The following is an 18827-nucleotide window of genomic DNA, read 5'->3' on the forward strand; positions in this document are numbered from 1 at the left end:
CATTTCGCGTATCCGGCCATCGACCCGAAGCCGGGCCACCGGGTGGTTGGGCGTCCCGCGATAATCTGGTCCGCCCCTCATCTCCCCGGACCAGAAGGTGATAACCCCTTGGGACTGTCGCATTGGGACCAAAAGGGATTCCGCAGGCATCGGCGGCGGCAGTGGATGTACATATCCGTGACCGTGGCGCTCGCCGCGTCCATGCTGGTCGTCGCCTGGAGGTACGGGGACGGATTCGCGCAGAACCTCCTGGTCGAGCTCGGTGGCGGGCTGCTGCTGCTGGTCGGGGCCGGAGTGCTGTTGGACAAGGCTCTGACCAGGTTCCAGGTCAGGGAGGTCGAAGCACTCCGCAATCTGGACCAGAACGCGGTCGCCGAGAACTTCGCCGCCTCACATCGTCAGATCGACATCCTCGGCGGCTGGTCCAGTCTGCTGACGGAGCGGCACGCCAAGTCGACGATCGATTCCCTGCGATCCGCCATCGGTAAGGGAGCCACCGTCCGCGTCTTGCTGCTGAACCCCTACGGGGACCCGGCGAGGATTCGGTCCGAGGAACTGGGACACAATCCCAACGTGCCGGAGGAGATCGTCCGGCAACTGCGCAAGTTGCACGAGTTCTCCACCGAGCTCCCCAGGGACCAACGGCCCCGGATCGTCGTCCGCCTTTACTCGACGATGCCCGCGGTCCAGGCGAACCGTTGGGACGACAAGATGGTCATGGCCTTCTTGTCCCCCACGAGACCGACCAACGAGACCCAACAGCTGGAGACCTTCGTGTCCACGCCGTTGGCGGAGTTCGTCATCGACAAGTTCGAGACGATCTGGAACGGAGCCACCATCAGCTTCGGCGAGTACATGTCGACCACCGGAGTCCTGAAGGGCCGAAACGGATCGGAACTGACCAGCGCGCTGGAGTACTTCCGGGTCGGCAACGTGACCTACGTCAGCGGGGAAGAGCTCAGCGAATGGCTGGACCACCACGCGCTGACCGAGGTGAGACTGACGTGGGCACCCGCTCAGAACCTGGGCATCTCGCCGGGCACGTACTGGCTGGACCGGGTCACCGAGTCCGGCGGTGCCACGGATGAGTCAGCCAAGCCTCGTGCCCTGCAGGAAGCGAAGCGGGTGCGACGCCACTACGAGGCGAAGTACGGCAAGAGCTCACTCCCCATCTACCGACTCATCCGCGACGAACCCGGCCCGGCAGCCGCGACCGACGCCCCGACCCTGGACTGAGGGTTGGGCGAGGGTTGCATCTGGTACCTGGGTCCGGGTTTACCGTCGATGTCATGGATAGCGAATCGATGGCGGGGATGCGGGTTGGGCAGGTCGCGGAGGCCGCTGGGGTTAATCGGGAGACGCTGCGGTATTACGAGCGGCGGGGGATCATTGCTGAGCCTGGGCGGACCGTCGGTGGGCATCGGTTGTATCCGCCGGAGACGGTGACGGTGTTGCGGGTGATCAAGGCCGCGCAGCGGCTGGGGTTCACTTTGGCCGAGGTGGAGGATTTGTTGGCGGTCGGGGTGCGTCGGCATGGTCGGCGGCGGGATGTGGGGCTGCGGGAGCGGGCGACGGTGAAGTTGGGTGAGGTGGAGCGGAGGATCGCGGATTTGACGGTGATCGCTGGGACGCTGCGGCGGGCTATCGCGGCTGGGTGTGACGATCTTGTGGAGTGTGCGGGTAACGAGTGTTGCCCGATTCCGTTTGCGGGTCTCGGTTCCGGCACGTCAGCTGCGGGGTAGAGCCGTCTTGGATTTCGCGGGTGTGGTGGTGGGGTGGATGGAGCGGCGCCAGGTTGGGGTTTACCTGGGGGCGTTGGTCGTGGGTGGGTTGATGGGGTGGATGCTGCCGTCGGTGGGGGCGGGGTTGGGGTTGGCGGTCAATCCGGTTTTGGGTGCGTTGTTGTTGGTGACGTTTCTTCAGGTTCCGGTGGGCAGGTTGGTGGGGTCGCTGCGGGATGGGCGGTTTGTGGCGGCCGTGTTGGTGGTCAATTTTGTTGCGGTGCCGTTGGTGGTGGCGGTGTTGTGGGTGTTGTTGCCAGCCGACGAGGCGGTGCGGGTTGGGGTGCTGTTGGTGTTGTTGACCCCGTGTGTGGATTACGTGATCGTGTTCAGTGGGCTGGCCGGGGGGTCGAGTCGGCGGTTGTTGGCCGTGACGCCGTTGTTGTTGATCGTTCAGATGGTGTTGCTGCCGGTCTTCTTGTGGCTGTTCATGGGTGCGGGGTTTGCCGATGTTGTCGCGTTGGGGCCTTTTGTTGAGGCGTTTGTCGTGCTGATCGTTGTGCCCCTGGTTGTGGCGTGGGTTGGGCAGGGTTGGGCCGCGCGGTGGGCGACTGGTGCCAGGGTTTTGCGTGCGGCTGGCATGTCGATGGTGCCGCTCATGGCAGTCACCTTGGCCATGGTGGTTGCTTCGCAGGTGCCTGAGCTTGACGGTGAGCTGGGGGCTGTCGGTGGTGTCGTTCCGTTTTACGTTGTGTTCTTTGTGGTCATGGTTTTCGTCGGGCGTGCTGTCGGGCGGGTGTTTGGGCTTGGGGTGGCCGCGGGGCGGGCGGTGGTGTTTTCGGGGGTTACCCGGAATTCGCTGGTGGTGCTGCCATTGGCGTTGGCGTTGCCCGGGGAGTTGGCCGCGGCCGCGGTTGTCGTTGTGGCGCAGACGATGGTTGAGGTTTGCGGGATGGTCGTTCTGGTTCGCTATTATCGGGCGCCAGTGGGACAGTTCGCTCTCGGACGAGGATCGGATGCGGGACAGCGGGACTCGGGACGCCAGTAGGGGTGGGTCGGCGCGTGGTGGTGCGCTGTGGGCGGATGACCATCCGGTGTTGGTGGCATTGCGGGGTAGGCGTGACAGCGGGGCGGTTCCCGGGGAGCGGTCGGACGGGTTGAAGATTGGGCTCGCTGTTGAGGGTGGGGGTATTCGGGGGGTTGTTTCGGCGGCCATGTTGAGCGCGTTGGAGGACTTGGGTTTGACCAATTCCTTTGACGCGGTGTATTCGGCGTCGTCGGGCGCCATCAATGCGGCCTATTTCATGATCGGGGGTAGTTGGTATCCGCTCTCGATTTACTACGACGACCTGACTACGCGGCGGTTCATGGACTTTCGGCGGTTCTTTCGCGGGAACATCCTGGATCTGGACTACGCGTTCGGGGTCGTGGTTGATCAGTTGAAGCCGCTCAGTTATGAGGCGGTGATCAGGTCGCCGATCCCGTTGCGTATCGCGGTGACGTTGGCCGATGAGATTCGGACCGAATTGGTGGGCGACTACACTTCCGCGGCGGATTTGCGGGAGGCGCTGGTGGCGAGTGCTTGGTTGCCGGTCGCTTTGCGGGGTACCACGGATTTTCGGGGTAGGCGGGCGGTGGACGGGGGTGTGCTGACGCCGCATCCGTATCGGTTGGCGTTGGATGACGGGTGTACGCATGTGTTGTCGTTGAGTACCCGGCCGATGGGGTCGCCGCGGGATCGGAACTCGCTGGCGCACCGGTATGGGGTGTGGCATTTGAATCGGATTCGGGACGGGTTGGGGTCGGCGTACTTGCGGGCGTTTCGGGGGTATCCGGCTGAGCGGGAGATGTTGCGGCAGCGGAGGGTGGAGGTGGGGGACGCTCCGTATGTGCTGGATCTGGCGCCGTTGCCGTGGATGCCGGAGGTCAAGCGGCATGAGATGGATCCCGGGCGGATCATCGCGGGGGCCCGGGGTGCCTATGAGGTCATGTACTGCGCTGTGGAGGGGCGGGATCCGGGGCTGATTCGGGCGGGGGGCGTGCGGGCGGTTCCGCGTCTGACCATTGTGGCTAAGGACGATGGTGGGGCTGACGGCCGGGATGTGTTGCGGCCGAACGGTTGATAGCTGGGTAATCCCCTTTGGGGGGATTGTCCACATCCGGTCAGAATCGTTGCCGAGGCGATTACTGGTCGTTACCTTCGAGTGGCGCGATTCGATCTCGTTCACCACACCATTCGAAGGGATCTCGACATGCCCACTAGCACAACGGAAACAGCGGAAGTCTACGTCGCGTCCAGATACATTAGTCTGTCGCATGAGGATGACGGTGCGATGACGCTGCACTCGGCGCGGACCGGGGCCATCGGTGTGGTTCCGCCGGACGATGTCGACGCGGCGCGGACGGCGTTGAAACCGCGCACCGAGACCCCAGGGCCGCTGAAGGGGATCCATGCCGATCTGCTGAAGGGCGGGTTTCTCGTTCCAAAGGGGACGAATGAGGCTTATCTCGTCAACGATTCGTATCAGACCAGGTATCTGGAACGTGGTCTGCATCTGATCGTGATGCCCACCGAGCAGTGCAACTTCCGGTGTGTGTACTGCTATGAGTCGTTCAAGCGTGGCGAGATGTCGCCGGAGGTCGAGGCGAGTGTCCGCAAGCTCGTGGACGGTCAGCCGGATCTGGATCACCTGACGCTGTCGTGGTTCGGCGGCGAGCCGCTCATGGCTCGTGAGGTGGTGTTCCGGCTCACCGATTACCTGCGGGCCAGTTGCGCCAGGCGGGGTGCGACGTTCCTGTGTCACGCCACCACCAACGGGTACTACCTGGATCCGGATTATGTCGATCGGGTGGTTCCGGCGGGCCTGCAGCACTTCCAGATCACTTTGGATGGTGTGCAGGAGGAGCACGACAAGCGGCGGATCTCCGCTGACGGTGAGCCCACGTTCGACAAGATCTGGGGGAACCTGCGGTATCTGCGCAAGAGTGACCACGAGTTCACCGCGTCGATCCGGCACAACTACGACCCGGACAACTTCGCCCGCTTCGACGAGTTCATCGAGATGCTGCGGGCCGAGTTCGCCGGGGACTCGCGGTTCGCCGTGGAGCTCAGCCCGATCGGCAAGTGGGGTGGCGCCAACGACGACAACCTCAACGTATGTGAGGGCCGCGATCTGGTCACCAGCCTGTTCGAGGCGAAGCGCAAGCTCAGCGCCATGGGGTTCCGTGACTCGCTGGCCATGTCGATGATGGAGCCCAACGGGTCGACGTGTTACGCGGCCAATCCGCGGTCGTTCGTGATCGGGCCGACGGCGGAGCTGTACAAGTGCACCGTCGAGTTGGACTATCACGATCGCAATGTGGTGGGGCGGCTGCTTCCGGACGGGACGTTGGATCTCGACTGGAAGAAGATGGCACTGTGGACCGAGACCGATGGTATGGACGAGGGCAAGAAGTGCACCACGTGTTATTTCCGGCCCAGCTGTCACGGGGCGGTGTGCCCCAAGGAGTGGATGGACGAACCCGAGTGCGGCTGTCCACCGGTGAAGCTCGGTATCGGCCAGCAGCTCAACCTGATTCGCACCGAGAGCCTGTTCCAGAAGCCCGTCAACGCCGGACCAACCTGTCCGCGCGGGTGATCGCCTCGGCGCCACCCGCGAAGTTCTGACCGACGTCGAAGGGAGGTGAAAACCATGGTGTGGATTTCCGAAGGAAGCAGCGGTTCGATGGCTCAGGAGCAGACCGCCAACAACAACTGTGGCATCTGCTGATTCGATGCGTCGCGCCTGTCAGGACGCGAACAACTGAGGATTGGAGGTGACAACCATGGTGTGGATTTCGGAAGGCAGTGACGGCACGCTCGTCACCAAGTCGACCGGCAAGAACAACTGCGGCATTTGTTAGCCACCTCATCGTCCGTCGGACTCGGCGCCCTCGCATGGCCCGCCGGTCCGGCGGACCTCCATCATATCCACCCGAAAGGTTTCCACTGTGTATAGTTCGCTGCCCTGTAAGCGGCTGCTGGTCGGCATCGCCGGTTCCATCCACGCCGTTCACGTGCCCGAGTACCTGTTGCGTTTCAAGCGAGAGTTCGCCACCGAGATCCAGGTGATCATGACCCGTTCGGCGGGCAACATGGTCAACCCCCAGGTCCTGGAGGTGTACACCGACGGCGATGTCGTCGACGACATGTGGGGCAACGCCACCCTCAAGGCACCGCACATCCGGCTGACCCGGTGGGCAGAGCTGTTCCTGGTGCTTCCCGCTACCGCCAACATCATCGGCAAGACCGCCAACGGGATCGCCGACGATCTGTTGTCGACGGCGATTCTGGCCAGCCCGCATCCGGTGGTGTTCGCCCCGGGCATGAACCCGGCGATGTACGACACCCCGGCCGTGAAGCGGAATCTGGCTACATTGGAGGCCGACGGGCACTATGTCATCCACCCGGAGGAGCTCACCTCGGTGACCTCCGGGGAGTACGACACCGGCTACGGGCCTACCACGGACCTCGTACTGAAGCACCTGTGGCATGTCCATATGCGACGGGTCAAGGAAGGGTACTGGGACGAGGCCACGGCCGCCGAGCCCGAGAGCCCCTCGATCACCGGAGCCGACACCGGCGTGGGCACCAACCTCAAGTCACTGCCGCTCACTCCCGTGAACGGCGCCGCGAAACCGGCCGGATAGCGGATGTCGCGGCCATCGTCGCGACTGCGCGACCTTCCCGCGACGTACTGGCGGCTGTGTGTCTCGCACGGCATCTCGTCATTCGGCGACTTCCTGCGGATGACGACGATCGCGTTCTGGGCCTACGAGGCTTCGGACGGGTCGGCCGCCGCGGTGGGAGCGTTCGCGACCACAGAACTGTTGGTCGCCATGGTGAGTGGCTCGGTAGCGGGGGTCATCGCCGACCGCTGGAACCGGGTCACGGTGATGATCGCCTCGGACTTCGGGCGGGTGGCCACCGGGGTGGTGCTGGTGGCCGCGGTGGTGTGGAACCACATTCCGGCCGCGGTGGTCGCGGTGGCGGCGTCCGGGTTCCTCACGGCGCTGTTCACGACCTGCCGGGGAGCGTTGCTGCCGGGGGTCGTGCCGCGTGAACTGTTGGCGCGCGGGAACAGTCTGATGATCACCGTGGAGCAGGTCGCGGTGGTCGCGAGCCCGGGGATCGCCGCCGTCCTGTTCGGAACCCTGGGTGCCGCGCCCGCGCTCGTCATCGACGCGTTGTCGTTCCTGGTGTCCGGGGTGCTGATCCTGGGCTTGCGGTATCGCGAGCCCGCACCAAGCGGGGAGGACGAGGACGGCGAGGCGGAATCGTCGCGCAACGGCGCGGCGGTCAACTGGCTCGTGCCGGTGGGGTTCGCGGTGGCCGCGCTGGCGGCGATGATGTATCAGTTCGGTGCCAACAGTTCCACGCTGGTGGCGTTCCTGCCCGAGGACCTCGACCGTCCCGTCACCGACGCGTTCTGGTTCGCGATGGTCTCCGGCGCGATCCAGTTGTTCGCCGGGACGCTGTTGTCGGCGTTGGCACATCGGCTGCGCCTGCGGGCCACGATGGTGCTGTCGGCGGCGTGCGTGATGGTGGGCGGTTGGACACTCGCGTACGCGCCCAACCTGTTCACGGCCGTTGCCGGGGTCGGGATCATCGCGTGCGCGAACATCCCGTTCCGGGTCGCGTTCGAGACCCTGCCGCAGCTGCTGGTGCCCTCGCGGGTGCTCGGCCGGGTGATCGGGGTCGTCAAGAGTGTCAGCGCCTCGGCGTTCATCGCGGGAACCCTTGGCGGCGGCCTGATCGCCGACCAGGCGGCGCCGCGCACCAGTCTGGTGGTCTCGGCGCTGATCCTCAGTCTGGGTGCGCTGTTGAGCCTGGGCCTGTTGACCAGGACGGTCACCAGGGCACCGAAGACACCGGTCGGATAAATCTGTCCTTATCCGGACATGGGTGTATCTGGATCGCTACTGTTGCCTCTATCTAGTTAGTTGAGTGAGATCGGGCTATGTCGCCAGGCACTCCTTAGGAGTTACCAACGATGGCAGACAAGCCTTCCAAGGGTCTCGACATCGGGCCCTTGCATGAAGTGCGACGACAGCAGACCTGCGGAGCGTGTCCATACAACACGGTCAACCCCCACGCTCCCCGACCGGCGCTAACGTCACGACAGCTTTGCGTGCTTTCGGCTATCGCGAACGACTGGACGGACAAACGTATCGCCAAACTTCTGCAGCTGAGCGATCGTCAGGTCCGACGCGAGATCTCGCGCATGTGCGAGATCCTTGGGGTTTCCAGCCGGATCCAGTTGGTCGCCATCGCACTGCGCCTCGGCATCCTGCCGTGGTCCGCCTTGGGGTGCTGACGGCTTCGCCGTCCGCTCCCCCAATGTCCGCCGGTTCGTCCCCGCGTCGGCGCGGGGACGAACCGGCCTTTCGTCGTCAGCGCCGGGAAAGCCTGCGCAGCAACAGGATCACCAGGACGGCGCCGTACGCGGCCCCGGTAAGCGTGTAGGGCCAGTGATTGCCACCGTCCATCATCACCCAGAACGCCTTCGCGGCCCAGAACGGCGGCAGCACCCCGAACAGCAGTCCCAGCGGCGAGTCGATGAACCACGGCACCAGGGGGACCATGAACACCAGCATCCCGGCGGCCCGGAACAGTGCCAGGCCCTCGACCTTGTTCTTCGCCAGCAGCGCGATGGTCGTCGCCAGGATCGCGGTGGTGGCTCCGGCCACGACGGTGATCGGTATCGCCGCCACGATGGACTCGGAGTCCATGCGCCGCGACAGTGCCAGCGCCGCGATCTCGAACACCGGGGTGATCGCGATCAACAGCAGCACCCGGTACAGCGGATACGCCAGCGGCGGAGCCGGGGTGACCCGCAGCGCGCTGAGCGTGCGCTGGTCCTTGTCCTCCAGCAACAGCATCCCGCCGATGCAGCCCAGCACCGCCGCCGGGCCCAGGATCTGGAAACCGCTGATCGCCAGCGGGTAGTAGGGCACCAGGTCGAAGCCGTAGAGCCGGTCCAGCAGTCGGGTGATCGGCGGCAGCAGCCACATCATGACCGAGTACAGGAACGGCCCGAACACGATGCCCGCGAGCATGGTGTCGCGGCGGATGTTGCGGATGTCGTTGCGGCCGAACGCGGCCACGGTCGTCCACATGTCAGCGACCCCCTTCCCGCTTCACGACGTGGCGGTAGAACGCCCGCCGCGCCCACAGTGTCAGCAGCACGATCCACAGTAGTGAGGACCCGATCGCGTAGACGTAGTCCCACACCTCGAACCGCGACTGTCCGAAGGACTCTCCGAGCAACAGCAGACTGCCCTGGGTCGGCGCCAGGTACAGCGCCGGACTTTCCCACAGTCCGGAGTAGAACGCCATCGGCAGGCTCAGCACCGCGATCACGGCGGTGGACGGGATGATCCAGTCGCTGATCGACGTGAACGGAGTCGCGGAGATGAAACTGGCCAGCAGGCACACCAGTGAGCACAGGACCGTCCCCAGCAAGAGAGTCACCGGGTCGAAGTCGAGACCGACTCCGGAGACCGTGATGAGGAGGGTCAGCACCAGGCTCAGCAGGCTCAATGTCGTCAGTTTGGATGCCAGGTAGTCACCGAACCGCATCGGTGTGGTCACCACCGCGTCCAGGGTGCGTTCCCCGCGTTCGAAGAACACCGCCCCGGCCAGGAAGAAGAAACCGACGATGCCCAGGTCGCCGAAGATCAGGTACGGCATCGCCGGTCCCTGGAGTGGCTCGGGCAGGATGATCACGATGGCGTCCCACAGCACCGCCGAGAACGCCGCCGCGTAGACGAAGCCGTAGCGCCACTGCAGTCGCAGGTCGAGCCGGAAGGCGGCCCGCGCGGTGATCGGGATGAGGCTCATGTCAGGGCCCTTCCGGTGACGTCGATGAACACGTCGTCCAGGTCGGCTTCCTGACTGTGGACGGCTTCGACGGCGCGCGAGTTCATCAGCTCCCGGAACTCGGCGTCCGCACCGAGCCCGTCCATCGGGAAGTCCTTGACGGCCAAGGATTCCCCGCTTCGGTAGGTCACGGTGACGACGCGTTTGCTGCGCGACAGCTTGTGCTCGGCCGGGGTGTCGAGGGCGGCGATGCGGCCGTCCACGACGAACGCGACCCGGTCGCACAGTTCGTCGGCGGTGCGCATGTCGTGTGTGGTCAGGAAGATCGTGCGTCCCTCGGAGCGCAGCTCGGTGATGATGTCCTTGATGACGCGGGCGTTGTTGGGGTCCATTCCGGAGGTCGGCTCGTCCAGGAACAGCAGTTCCGGTCGGTGCAGCAGCGCCCGGACGAACACCAACCGCATCTGCATTCCCTTGGAGTACTTGGCCACCCGAGTGTGGGCGGCGTCGGCCAGTCCGACGCGGTCCAGCAGCGTCATCGGGTCCTCGGTCTTGCCGGGGTACAGGGACGCGAAGAACTCCAGGTTCTCCCGTCCGGTGAGTTTCAGGTAGTGGTTGGGAAGCTCGAAGGACACTCCGATGTGGCGGTAGTAGTCGGACTTCCACGCCGCGGGGTCCTTGTCCCACACCGATACCGTGCCGCCGTGTCCGCGCAGCAGTCCGGTGAGGATCTTCTGGGTGGTGGACTTCCCGGCGCCCGAGGGGCCGAGGAATCCGAATATCTCGCCGGAGGCGACGCCGAAGCTCATGTCGCGTACGGCGGGGGTCTTCGACTTGGGGTAGGTGAAGCTGAGACCGTCAATCGAGATGACGTGACTCATGGGGAATCACTCTTTCTGCATCTGCCGCCACTTGTTCTCTATTCGGGCGTACTCGGTGGCGAGAAACGAGTACATGTCGCGCATGTCGCGAAGTCGTGCTCTGCTGTCCTCGGAGGAATCGGCCATGGTGGACAATCCACGTTCGGCGAGCTTGACCGCCTCCTCGGCGACCTTGGCCTTCTCGGAGGCCTCGTTGAGCCAGAAACCGGGCCGGATCCGGTAGTAGATCCGCCGCGACCCCGGCACCGGATACCGCTCGACCACCCCGGCGCGTTGCAGGTACTGCGTGGCCATGCTGATCGAGCCCCGGCTGGTCGTGAGGGCTTCGGCCAGTTCCTCGGCGGACTGGTGTTCGGGTTCGCACACCAACAGCCATCCCAGGACGCGCCCCGGGATGCGGGGCAGCCCTTTGGATTCCATGTACAGGCCGAGCTCTTCGGCGAAGGCGTGCCGTTCGGTCCGGTCCTCATCAGTGCTCATCGCTGAATCTCCCTTCGGTTCGGTGCCGTCACGCTAGCACGAATTGGCAGAAGTTTCAAAATCTTCTGAAACTTCGAAATCAAGCCCACCAGGAAACCCGAGTTGACAAACTCCAGTTAGGCAACTACGGTTGCTTAGTGTCTGACACTGAGATTCCGGTTCCCACCGACCCGAGCGACGCCCTGGCCGCCGTAGCCGCACTGCGCAAACTGGCCGACGGCCTGGAGGACGCGGCGGTCGAACAAGCCATGCGTTCGGGCTGGAGTTGGCCCCAGGTCGCCGAAGCCCTGGGCGTCACCCGCCAGGCGGTCTACAAGAAACACTCCCGGCGGCTCATCGATGCCGGGGTCAAGCTGAGGAGACGTGAGAGTTGAACGCGTTCGACAAGTACCTGCACGCGGTCATCATGCGGGCCCAGATCGAGGCCAGCGACGAGGGTTCACCGTCCATTGAGGCGAGCCACCTGCTGCTGGCCATCGCGGCCGAACCCGACGCGTCGGCCCAACGGCTGCTGGCGTCGCTCGGGCTCGACCGGGACGCGATCCGTCGGGCTCTCGACCGGGAGTTCGAGCACAGCCTGAGCGTGGTGGGGGTGTCGCGGGCGTCGTACGACCTGCCCCGCGCCACCAGGATGCCCAGCCGCCCCTCGATGGGGACCTCGGCGAAGCTCGCCCTGGAGCGCCTGGTCAAGGGCTACCGCAAGAAGGACCTGCGGTCGGGACACGTGCTGCTGGGCGTCCTCATGGCCGAGGTGGGCACGGTGCCGCGCGCCCTGCGACTGGCGGGCATCGACCCGGACGAGGCACGGACGCAAGTCAAAGAAGCGCTATAACCGATGGGAGACAACAAGATGCACGTAATGGCAGTTTCCAGCGTCACCGGCGAGAAGGGATTCTGGGGCGCCTTGAAGAAGGCACACGGCCGGCTCCCGAAGCAGGCGCGGTGGGCGTTCGCGGTGGCCAGCACCGACGGCAACCGGGCGGTCAACATCATCGTCCACGACAGCGTCGAGGGCGTGCGCGACTGGTTCGAGGAGTGCGCCGGTTCCTTCGCCACCACCGAGTTCACCGAGGCCGACGCCGCCAACGCCGTCGGCCTGAAGTAGCCAGTGATGACACAAGGGATCGACGTCGCCCGACTGCGGTCGACGATGGCCGCGCTGCTGGCGGAGTACCAGATTCCCAGCGCGGCACTGGGAGTCGTGGCCGACGGTGAGGTCACCACGGTGGCCGTCGGCGACGCGCGACTGTCGCCGCCCAGGCCCGCGACCACCGAGACGGTGTACCAGTGCGGGTCGCTGACCAAGACGTTCACCGCGTTGGCGTTCATGCGACTCGTGGACGAGGGCAAGGTGGACCTCGACCGTCCGGTGCGGACCTACCTGCCGGACTTCGCCGTCGCCGACGCCGACACCACGGCCCGGCTCACGCCGCGTCAGCTGCTCAACCACACCAACGGCATCGAGGAGGCCTTCGGCGACCCGGGCGAGGACACCGACGTGTACCGGCGCATGGTCGACAACATCGCCGACGCCCCGCAGGTGCAGCCGCTGGGCCACACCCACGGGTACAGCGCCGCGCTGGGCTACGCGATCCTGGCCCGCGTCATGGAGGTCGTCGAGGACAAGCCCTGGGACGCGATCATGGCCGAGCGGCTGTTCGCCCCCATGGGTTTGACCAGCACCAACACCTGGCGCGAACAGGTGGACCCCGAGCGGGCCGCGACCGGGTACATCCTGCGGTCCATCGAGGAGGGACCGATCGAGACCCCGATCGACCACCTTCCCCGCTCCTACGGGCCCGGCGGCAACATCACCTCCACCATCGGCGAGGTACTCACGCTGGCGCGGGTGATTCTCGACGGCGGTACGGCGCCCAACGGCAACCGGATCGTCTCCGCCACGGCCGTGAAGGAGATGATGGAGTCGCGGGTCCCGATACCGGATCCGTACATGTTCGGGCCGTACTGGGGCCTGGGACTGATCACCTGCGACTGGGACGGCCACACCGTCTACGCGCACGACGGCAGCACCATCGGGCAGAACGCGCGGCTGCGCATCCTGCCGGAACAGCGGCTGGCGATCGCGCTGTTGACCAACGGCGGACCGCGAGAGAGCTTCTACAAGCGACTGTTCAATGAGATCCTTCCGGAGTTTGGCGCCCCCACGGTCCCCGAGCTGCCACAGCCCGATCCCGACCTGGTCCTCGACCCGTCGCGCTACGAGGGCGTCTACGAACGCCCCGGCGCCCGCTTCGAGGTGCGGGCCCGGGACGGCGGACTGGGGCTGACCGTGTTCGTCGACCCCGAACAGGCGGCGTTCCTGGGCCAGCCGGAGCGCATCACCTATCCGCTGCTTCCGGTGAGCCCCACCCATTTCCTGATGCCCTCGGACAATCCGCTCGAGGACACCCAGACCGTGGCGATCCACGACTTCGCCGACGGCCGGGCACGGTACCTCCACACCAACTGCCGCCTCACTCCCCGAACCGGCGACCAGTAGGGCCCAACGACTGAAGCACGGCTGAGAAATATGCCGATCGGCATATCGACGACGTCGCCGTGCCGGACGAACATGCCGTTCGGCACGGCGACGACACGGTGACCGTCCACCAAGACTGGAACCGGACGCGGCGATCGCGTCCCCAGTTCCGACAAGGAAAGGACGGTCATGAGAACTCGAACCACAGTGGCCGGATTGGTCACCGGTGCCGCGCTGGTCGCCGCGACGGTGTTCACCGTCGGCGGCGCGCACGCCGACACCGTCGACACCGATCCGATTCAGGCGGCGATGGAGAAACTCCACGACGCCGGGGTCCACGGCGTGATAGCCAGAGTGGACGACAACGATCAGACCTGGGCGAGCGCCGTGGGGGTCGCCGACGTCGACTCCGGACGGCCGATGTCGCCGGACTTCGAGCACCGCATCGGCAGCATCACCAAGACCGTCACCGCCGTGGCGATCCTGCGGCAGGTGGAGGCGGGCAACCTCGACCTCGACGACCCGGTCGGCGACTACCTGCCACGGCTGCTGCCCGGCGAGCGCGGCGACAAGATCACGGTTCGGATGCTGCTCGACCACACCAGCGGCATCAACAACCACGTCGACGCGATGTTCCCCGACCTCGAGACCTCACTGGACACCGTCGAGAAATACCGGTACCGCACCTGGAAACCCGAGAAACTGGCCCGGATCGGGCTGAAGATGGAACCCACCGGTGAACCCGGCGAGAAGAAGTCCTATTCGAACACGAACTACGTGATCGCGGGGCTGGTGCTGGAACAGGTGACCGGCGAGGACGCCGAGGAACACATCACCCGCGAGGTCATCGACCGGGCCGGAATGCGGGACACGTACTTCCCGGGCCGGGATCCGAGCATCGACGGCCCGCACTCCAAGGCGTACCTGACGATCCGCAACGGCGAGCACGGCGAGTTCAGTGTCTACAACATGACCTGGGCGGCCACGGCGGGCGCACTGGTGTCGACCGCCGACGACCAGGCCGCCTTCGCCAAGGCCCTGATGGGCGGACGGCTGCTGGGTGACGAGCAGCTCGCCGCGATGAAGGACGGGCTGGGGCTCGTGTCCACCGAACTGGGCGGCTGCGAAATCCTGGGCACCAACGGCGCGGTACCCGGCATGGACTCGTTCCTGGCCTTCGACGAGACCGGCGAACGGTCCATCGTGATCGAGGGCAACACCACCGACCAACGGCCCGAGGTCGCCGACAAGATCGGCAAGGCGTACATGGGCCTCATCAACACCGCTGCCGAGGAGACGCTGTGCGACAAGTGATCCCGCGACGACGACTGCTGGGCGCCGGGCTGGCCGCGGCGGTGGCCGTGCCGGTCCTCGGCTGGGCGGGCACCGCGACCGCGCGCGAGGACGCCGCCGCGAAGATTCGGTCCGGTGCCGAGAAGCTGTGCCGCGACGGGGTTCCCGGCCTGGTGTACGCGGCGCGCAGTACCGACTGGCGGGCGGTCGAGGCCGTCGGTGTGGCCGATATGGACTCAGGACGACCGATGCGGGAGCACTACCGCTCCCGGATGGCCAGCATCTCCAAGACCTTCACCGCCGTGGGCGTGCTGCGGTTGGTCGCCGACGGACTCGTCGATGTGGACGCGCTGGCCGATGACTACCTGCCGGGCGTCATCGACGGCGACCGCGCGAAGCGGATCACGGTGCGGATGCTGCTCAACCACACCACCGGCATCGGCGACTACGGCGGTGTCTACTTCGAGGGCGATTCCCGCGAAGCCGTGGAGCGGCTGCGCTGGTCGAGGGCCGAACCGCAGGACTCGGCGCGGGTCGGGCTGGAACAGCCCGCCACCAACGAACCCGGCGAGAAGTTCGACTACAGCAACACCAACTACGTCCTCTTGGGGATGATCATCACGAAAGTGACCGGTGTGGACGCCGAGGAATGGCTCAACCGGGAGGTGATCCGGGCCGCCGGGCTGCGCGACACCTACTTCCCCGGCACCGCGATGCGCATCAAGGGGCCGCATTCCAAGGCGTACCACCGTTTCCCGGACGGCGACCTCGGCGAGTACAGCGTCTTCAGGATGCGCTGGGACTCCACCGCCGGTTCGCTCATCGCCACGCCCGCCGACGTCGGCGCGTTCTATCGGGCGCTGCTGCGCGGCGAACTGCTGCCGTCGGCGCAACTGAAGCAGCTCAAGACCCTCGTCCCGGCACCGGACGAGGATCACGGCTACGGCATGGGGCTGGGCGCGCTGAAGCTGCCCGGGAAGGGCCTGGCCTGGTTCCACGGCGGCGGCAATCCGGGCGTCCACACCGGAGCCTGGGTCAGCGACGACGGGAAGCGCAGCTTCGTGTACTCGTTCAACATGACCGGGGTCGCCTACGAGGCGATCGAAGCCTGGCAGCAGGACGCGATGCGTCGGGTGCTGTTCCCGTAGGAGTCGAGGCGGTGGCGGCGGGGTTCGAGCCCGTCACCACCGTTTCAGCGCGGCGGGGCGGTGGAGTCGCGGCGCACCAGGTGGACGTCCAGGGTCACCGGCTGATCCGCGTGCTCCTCGGATTCGATCGAGCGCAGCAGCAGTTCGACGGCGGTGTCGGCCTTGGCGGTGATGTCCTGGGCGATCGTGGTCAGCTTCGGGGTGACATAGCGGCACAGGTCCAGGTCGTCGAAGCCGACCACGGACACGTCGGTGGGCACCGCCGCCCCGGACTCGGCCAGGCCCTCCATGATCCCGATGGCGAGGATGTCGGCGGTGGCGAAGACCGCGGTGACCTCGGGGTGGTCGGCGCGCAGCCGCAGGCCGAGCCTGCGGCCGTGCTCGTGGGTGTTGGTGTCGACGGGTTCCAGCAGTGTTTCGTCCCAGGTGGACCCGTGGTCGGCGAAGGCCTGCCGGAAGCCGTCCAGTCGCTGCCGGACCACGCCGCTGGGGGCGGGCGGCGGTCCGGTGAAGACGATGGCGCGGTGGCCCAGTTCCAGTAGGTGGTCGGCGGCCAGCCGGGCACCGGCGAAGTCGTCGGAGCGGACCCCGGATATCAACGGGCCCTGGGTGTAGCCGTCGATGGCCAGCACCCGGGCGGCGTCGACGGCCGGGCCGCTGATGCGCGCCAGTTCGGCCTCGTGGAAGCCCAGCAGGATCGCGCCGTCCAGGTCCCAGGACTTCAGGGCGGCGGTGACCTCCTCGGGATCGGCGATGCCGCGCAGCAGCAGGTGGTAGTCGCGTTTGCGCAGCGCGCGTTCGATCTGGCCCAGGATCGCCATGTTGTGCGGGCTGATGGTGAGGCTGTCGGAGTCGGCGGCCGGGATCAGCAGCCCGATCATCCGGGAGCTGCGGGCGGCGAGGCTGCGGGCCGAGGCGTTGGGGATGTACCCCAGTTCGGCGGCGATGCGCCGCACCCGGCCGATGGTCTCCTGGGAGACGCGCGCGTGATTGCCGTTGACCACATTGGAGACGGTCATCATGCTGACGCCCGCCTGCTCGGCCACGTCCCTGAGGGTTACCCGCACCTGCGGCCCAACCTTTCCCGCCGTCCGGTCGATCCGGCGACGAACATCAGACAGTTGACTTTGTCGATATCTGATATTAACATTCGCGGAGGTATAGCGCTAAATCTTTTAAATCGGTATAGCGCTAAATCATAGGAGGCCCCGTGTCAGAGACAGCGTCCACCAGCCCCGACACCGCTGCGCGATGGTGGCGAAACGCGGTGATCTACCAGATCTATCCGCGCAGCTTCGCCGACGGCGACGGCGACGGAACCGGTGACCTGGCGGGAATCCGGTCCCGGCTTCCCTACCTTGTGGACCTGGGTGTCGACGCGATCTGGTTCACCCCCTGGTACGTCTCGCCGCTGGCCGACGGGGGTTACGACGTCGCCGACTACCGGCGGATCGACCCGGCCTTCGGCAGTCTCGCCGACGCCGAGGCGCTGATCGCCGAGGCGGCCGCGCTGGGCCTGCGCACCATCGTCGACGTCGTCCCCAACCACGGCTCCGACCAGCACCCGTGGTTTCGCGAGGCGCTGCTGTCACCGCCGGGTTCGCCGCAGCGGCAACGGTTCTGGTTCGCCGACGGCAAGGGCGACAACGGTGAGCTGCCGCCGACGAACTGGGTGTCCAGTTTCGACGGCGGCACCTGGACCCGGGTGAAGAACCCGGACGGCGAGCTGGGGCAGTGGTACCTGCACCTGTTCGCCCCCGAGCAGCCCGACTGGAACTGGAACCACCCCGACGTCGTCGCCGAACACGAGGACGTGCTGCGGTTCTGGTTCGAGCGCGGTGTCGCCGGGATCCGCATCGACTCGGCGGCGCTGCCGGTCAAGGATCCGGACCTGCCGGAGGTGACCAGCCAGGTCGGCGGCGAGCACCCGTATCTGGACCGCGACGAGCTGCACGACATCTACCGGGGCTGGCGCCGGGTCGCCGACTCCTTCGGCGCCGACCGGATGCTGGTGGGCGAGGTGTGGCTGGCCGACCCGAAGCGGTTCGCGCTGTACCTGCGTCCCGACGAGATGCACACGGCGTTCAACTTCGACTTCATGGCGCGGCCGTGGCGGGCGGGCGAGCTGCGCGAGTCCATCCAGTCCACCCTGGATTCGCATCGGGAGGTCAAGGCACCGCCGACCTGGGTGCTGTCCAACCACGACGTCACCCGCCCGGTGACCCGGTTCGGGCGCGCGGACTCCGGCTTCAGTTTCGCGGCCAAGACCTTCGGGGTGGCCACCGACCTGGAACTGGGGCGCCGACGCGCCCGGGCGGCGGCGCTGTTGAGCGCGGCACTGCCGGGTTCGCTGTACATCTACCAGGGCGACGAGCTGGGGCTGCCCGAAGTGGAGGACCTGCCCGCCGAGGCCATCAGCGACCCGATGCACTTTCGTTCCGGCGGCCGCGATCCCGGCCGCGACGGCTGCCGGGTTCCGTTGCCATGGACCCGCACGGGGCCGTCGCTGGGGTTCGGCGACGGCGAGGACCCGGCCGCCCCGTGGCTGCCGCAACCCTCCGATTGGGGGGAGCTGTCGGTGGCGGCCCAGCGCGAGGATCCCGACTCGATGCTGCGGCTGTACCGCGAGCTGTTGGCGATCCGGCGCCGGGAACCCGGCCTGCGCGGCGAGGACTTCGCCTGGCTGGACCTCGATGCCGAGATGGCCGGGCTCGGCGAGGGCCGGAACTCGTCCGCCCAGGTGGCCGGGCGCGACCGGGATCGCGCGCTCGGTGCCGAGGTGATCGCGTTTCGGCGCGGCATCGACCTCGCCTGCGTCGTCAACCTCGGCGACTCCCCCGTGAAGCTTCCCCCGCACACGTCAGTACTGCTTGCCAGCGACGACATCACCGGCGACCGGCTGCCCGCCGATACCGCCGCCTGGCTGCGTGTGCCCACCCCCAAACAAATTTAGCTAGGAGTAAA

The 18827-nt window shown here is 66.3% G+C and carries 20 protein-coding genes; 15 read left to right on the forward strand and 5 right to left on the reverse strand.

What is annotated here, in order from left to right:
• The first annotated feature begins 108 nt into the window (after positions 1-108).
• From SNAS_RS23095 to SNAS_RS34375, 8 genes are all read left to right on the forward strand, one after another.
• Positions 109-1236 (forward strand): hypothetical protein, encoded by a 1128-nt coding sequence (locus tag SNAS_RS23095; protein ID WP_144300607.1) that lies wholly within the window; start codon positions 109-111, stop codon positions 1234-1236.
• Between the two features lie 68 nt (positions 1237-1304).
• Entirely contained in the window at positions 1305-1742 is a 438-nt protein-coding gene (locus SNAS_RS23100; protein WP_013019887.1) for a MerR family transcriptional regulator, read from the forward strand.
• A gap of 37 nt (positions 1743-1779) precedes the next feature.
• Complete coding sequence (locus SNAS_RS23105) at positions 1780-2769, forward strand: bile acid:sodium symporter (protein WP_083787391.1); 990 nt, start codon at positions 1780-1782, stop codon at positions 2767-2769.
• Positions 2738-3844, forward strand: a complete 1107-nt coding sequence (locus SNAS_RS23110; protein WP_083787205.1) for a patatin-like phospholipase family protein — start codon at positions 2738-2740, stop codon at positions 3842-3844. Before SNAS_RS23105 ends, SNAS_RS23110 begins: the two co-directional genes overlap by 32 nt.
• A 210-nt stretch (positions 3845-4054) precedes the next feature.
• Positions 4055-5359, forward strand: coding sequence for a radical SAM/SPASM domain-containing protein (locus tag SNAS_RS23115; protein WP_013019890.1), 1305 nt, complete (start codon positions 4055-4057; stop codon positions 5357-5359).
• Between the two features lie 352 nt (positions 5360-5711).
• Complete coding sequence (locus SNAS_RS23120) at positions 5712-6410, forward strand: flavoprotein (protein WP_013019892.1); 699 nt, start codon at positions 5712-5714, stop codon at positions 6408-6410.
• A gap of 3 nt (positions 6411-6413) precedes the next feature.
• On the forward strand, positions 6414-7643 hold the full coding sequence (locus SNAS_RS23125; protein WP_013019893.1) for an MFS transporter: 1230 nt from the start codon (positions 6414-6416) through the stop codon (positions 7641-7643).
• 110 nt (positions 7644-7753) lie between these two features.
• On the forward strand, positions 7754-8077 hold the full coding sequence (locus SNAS_RS34375; protein ID WP_013019894.1) for a helix-turn-helix domain-containing protein: 324 nt from the start codon (positions 7754-7756) through the stop codon (positions 8075-8077).
• Between the two features lie 76 nt (positions 8078-8153).
• On the opposite strand, the gene SNAS_RS23135 is transcribed toward SNAS_RS34375, so the two are convergent.
• The 4 genes from SNAS_RS23135 to SNAS_RS23150 are packed head-to-tail and all read right to left on the reverse strand — an operon-like array spanning position 8154 to position 10943.
• Entirely contained in the window at positions 8154-8879 is a 726-nt protein-coding gene (locus tag SNAS_RS23135) for a hypothetical protein (RefSeq protein WP_013019895.1), read from the reverse strand.
• Position 8880: 1 nt separating this feature from the next.
• Positions 8881-9603, reverse strand: a complete 723-nt coding sequence (locus tag SNAS_RS23140; protein WP_013019896.1) for a fluoroquinolone export ABC transporter permease subunit — start codon at positions 9601-9603, stop codon at positions 8881-8883.
• On the reverse strand, positions 9600-10463 hold the full coding sequence (locus tag SNAS_RS23145) for an ABC transporter ATP-binding protein (protein WP_013019897.1): 864 nt from the start codon (positions 10461-10463) through the stop codon (positions 9600-9602). Before SNAS_RS23145 ends, SNAS_RS23140 begins: the two co-directional genes overlap by 4 nt.
• Before the next feature lie 6 nt (positions 10464-10469).
• Positions 10470-10943, reverse strand: coding sequence for a GbsR/MarR family transcriptional regulator (locus tag SNAS_RS23150; RefSeq protein ID WP_013019898.1), 474 nt, complete (start codon positions 10941-10943; stop codon positions 10470-10472).
• Positions 10944-11080: 137 nt separating this feature from the next.
• Between SNAS_RS23150 and SNAS_RS23155 the strand changes: the two genes are divergently transcribed.
• The 6 genes from SNAS_RS23155 to SNAS_RS23180 all read left to right on the forward strand — a co-directional run bounded on the left by SNAS_RS23155 (position 11081) and on the right by SNAS_RS23180 (position 15863).
• Positions 11081-11317: a hypothetical protein gene (locus SNAS_RS23155; protein WP_013019899.1), complete on the forward strand. Its 237-nt coding sequence runs from the start codon at positions 11081-11083 to the stop codon at positions 11315-11317.
• Entirely contained in the window at positions 11314-11775 is a 462-nt protein-coding gene (locus tag SNAS_RS23160) for a Clp protease N-terminal domain-containing protein (RefSeq protein WP_013019900.1), read from the forward strand. The genes SNAS_RS23155 and SNAS_RS23160 overlap by 4 nt, the downstream gene beginning before the upstream one ends.
• A gap of 27 nt (positions 11776-11802) precedes the next feature.
• Positions 11803-12048, forward strand: coding sequence for a hypothetical protein (locus SNAS_RS23165; protein WP_211207227.1), 246 nt, complete (start codon positions 11803-11805; stop codon positions 12046-12048).
• A 6-nt stretch (positions 12049-12054) separates the two neighbouring features.
• Positions 12055-13443, forward strand: a complete 1389-nt coding sequence (locus SNAS_RS23170; RefSeq protein WP_013019902.1) for a serine hydrolase domain-containing protein — start codon at positions 12055-12057, stop codon at positions 13441-13443.
• Positions 13444-13611: 168 nt separating this feature from the next.
• Entirely contained in the window at positions 13612-14736 is a 1125-nt protein-coding gene (locus SNAS_RS23175) for a serine hydrolase domain-containing protein (protein ID WP_013019903.1), read from the forward strand.
• Positions 14724-15863: a serine hydrolase domain-containing protein gene (locus SNAS_RS23180; RefSeq protein WP_013019904.1), complete on the forward strand. Its 1140-nt coding sequence runs from the start codon at positions 14724-14726 to the stop codon at positions 15861-15863. The genes SNAS_RS23175 and SNAS_RS23180 overlap by 13 nt, the downstream gene beginning before the upstream one ends.
• Before the next feature lie 44 nt (positions 15864-15907).
• Here the strand turns inward: SNAS_RS23180 and SNAS_RS23185 are convergent, their stop codons facing one another.
• The gene (locus SNAS_RS23185; RefSeq protein WP_211207228.1) at positions 15908-16909 is read right to left on the reverse strand and encodes a LacI family DNA-binding transcriptional regulator; all 1002 of its coding nucleotides are present in this window, start codon (positions 16907-16909) and stop codon (positions 15908-15910) included.
• Between the two features lie 164 nt (positions 16910-17073).
• Here SNAS_RS23185 and SNAS_RS23190 point away from each other — a divergent pair, with 164 nt between their 5' ends.
• A complete protein-coding gene (locus tag SNAS_RS23190) occupies positions 17074-18816 on the forward strand; it encodes a glycoside hydrolase family 13 protein (protein WP_013019906.1) in 1743 nt (580 codons plus the stop codon).
• The last annotated feature ends 11 nt before the right edge of the window (positions 18817-18827 follow it).

Source organism: Stackebrandtia nassauensis DSM 44728, from assembly GCF_000024545.1.
GTDB lineage: Bacteria > Actinomycetota > Actinomycetes > Mycobacteriales > Micromonosporaceae > Stackebrandtia > Stackebrandtia nassauensis.

What these genes read in the sequence shown, in the direction of transcription:
- SNAS_RS23100 (WP_013019887.1), top strand. Translation starts at nt 1,305, where the DNA reads ATGGCGGGGATGCGGGTTGGGCAGGTCGCGGAGGCCGCTGGGGTTAAT.
- SNAS_RS23105 (WP_083787391.1), top strand. Translation starts at nt 1,780, where the DNA reads ATGGAGCGGCGCCAGGTTGGGGTTTACCTGGGGGCGTTGGTCGTGGGT.
- SNAS_RS23110 (WP_083787205.1), top strand. Translation starts at nt 2,738, where the DNA reads ATGCGGGACAGCGGGACTCGGGACGCCAGTAGGGGTGGGTCGGCGCGT.
- SNAS_RS23115 (WP_013019890.1), top strand. Translation starts at nt 4,055, where the DNA reads ATGACGCTGCACTCGGCGCGGACCGGGGCCATCGGTGTGGTTCCGCCG.
- SNAS_RS23125 (WP_013019893.1), top strand. Translation starts at nt 6,414, where the DNA reads ATGTCGCGGCCATCGTCGCGACTGCGCGACCTTCCCGCGACGTACTGG.
- SNAS_RS34375 (WP_013019894.1), top strand. Translation starts at nt 7,754, where the DNA reads ATGGCAGACAAGCCTTCCAAGGGTCTCGACATCGGGCCCTTGCATGAA.
- SNAS_RS23135 (WP_013019895.1), bottom strand. Translation starts at nt 8,879, where the DNA reads ATGTGGACGACCGTGGCCGCGTTCGGCCGCAACGACATCCGCAACATC.
- SNAS_RS23140 (WP_013019896.1), bottom strand. Translation starts at nt 9,603, where the DNA reads ATGAGCCTCATCCCGATCACCGCGCGGGCCGCCTTCCGGCTCGACCTG.
- SNAS_RS23145 (WP_013019897.1), bottom strand. Translation starts at nt 10,463, where the DNA reads ATGAGTCACGTCATCTCGATTGACGGTCTCAGCTTCACCTACCCCAAG.
- SNAS_RS23150 (WP_013019898.1), bottom strand. Translation starts at nt 10,943, where the DNA reads ATGAGCACTGATGAGGACCGGACCGAACGGCACGCCTTCGCCGAAGAG.
- SNAS_RS23165 (WP_211207227.1), top strand. Translation starts at nt 11,803, where the DNA reads ATGGCAGTTTCCAGCGTCACCGGCGAGAAGGGATTCTGGGGCGCCTTG.
- SNAS_RS23170 (WP_013019902.1), top strand. Translation starts at nt 12,055, where the DNA reads ATGACACAAGGGATCGACGTCGCCCGACTGCGGTCGACGATGGCCGCG.
- SNAS_RS23175 (WP_013019903.1), top strand. Translation starts at nt 13,612, where the DNA reads ATGAGAACTCGAACCACAGTGGCCGGATTGGTCACCGGTGCCGCGCTG.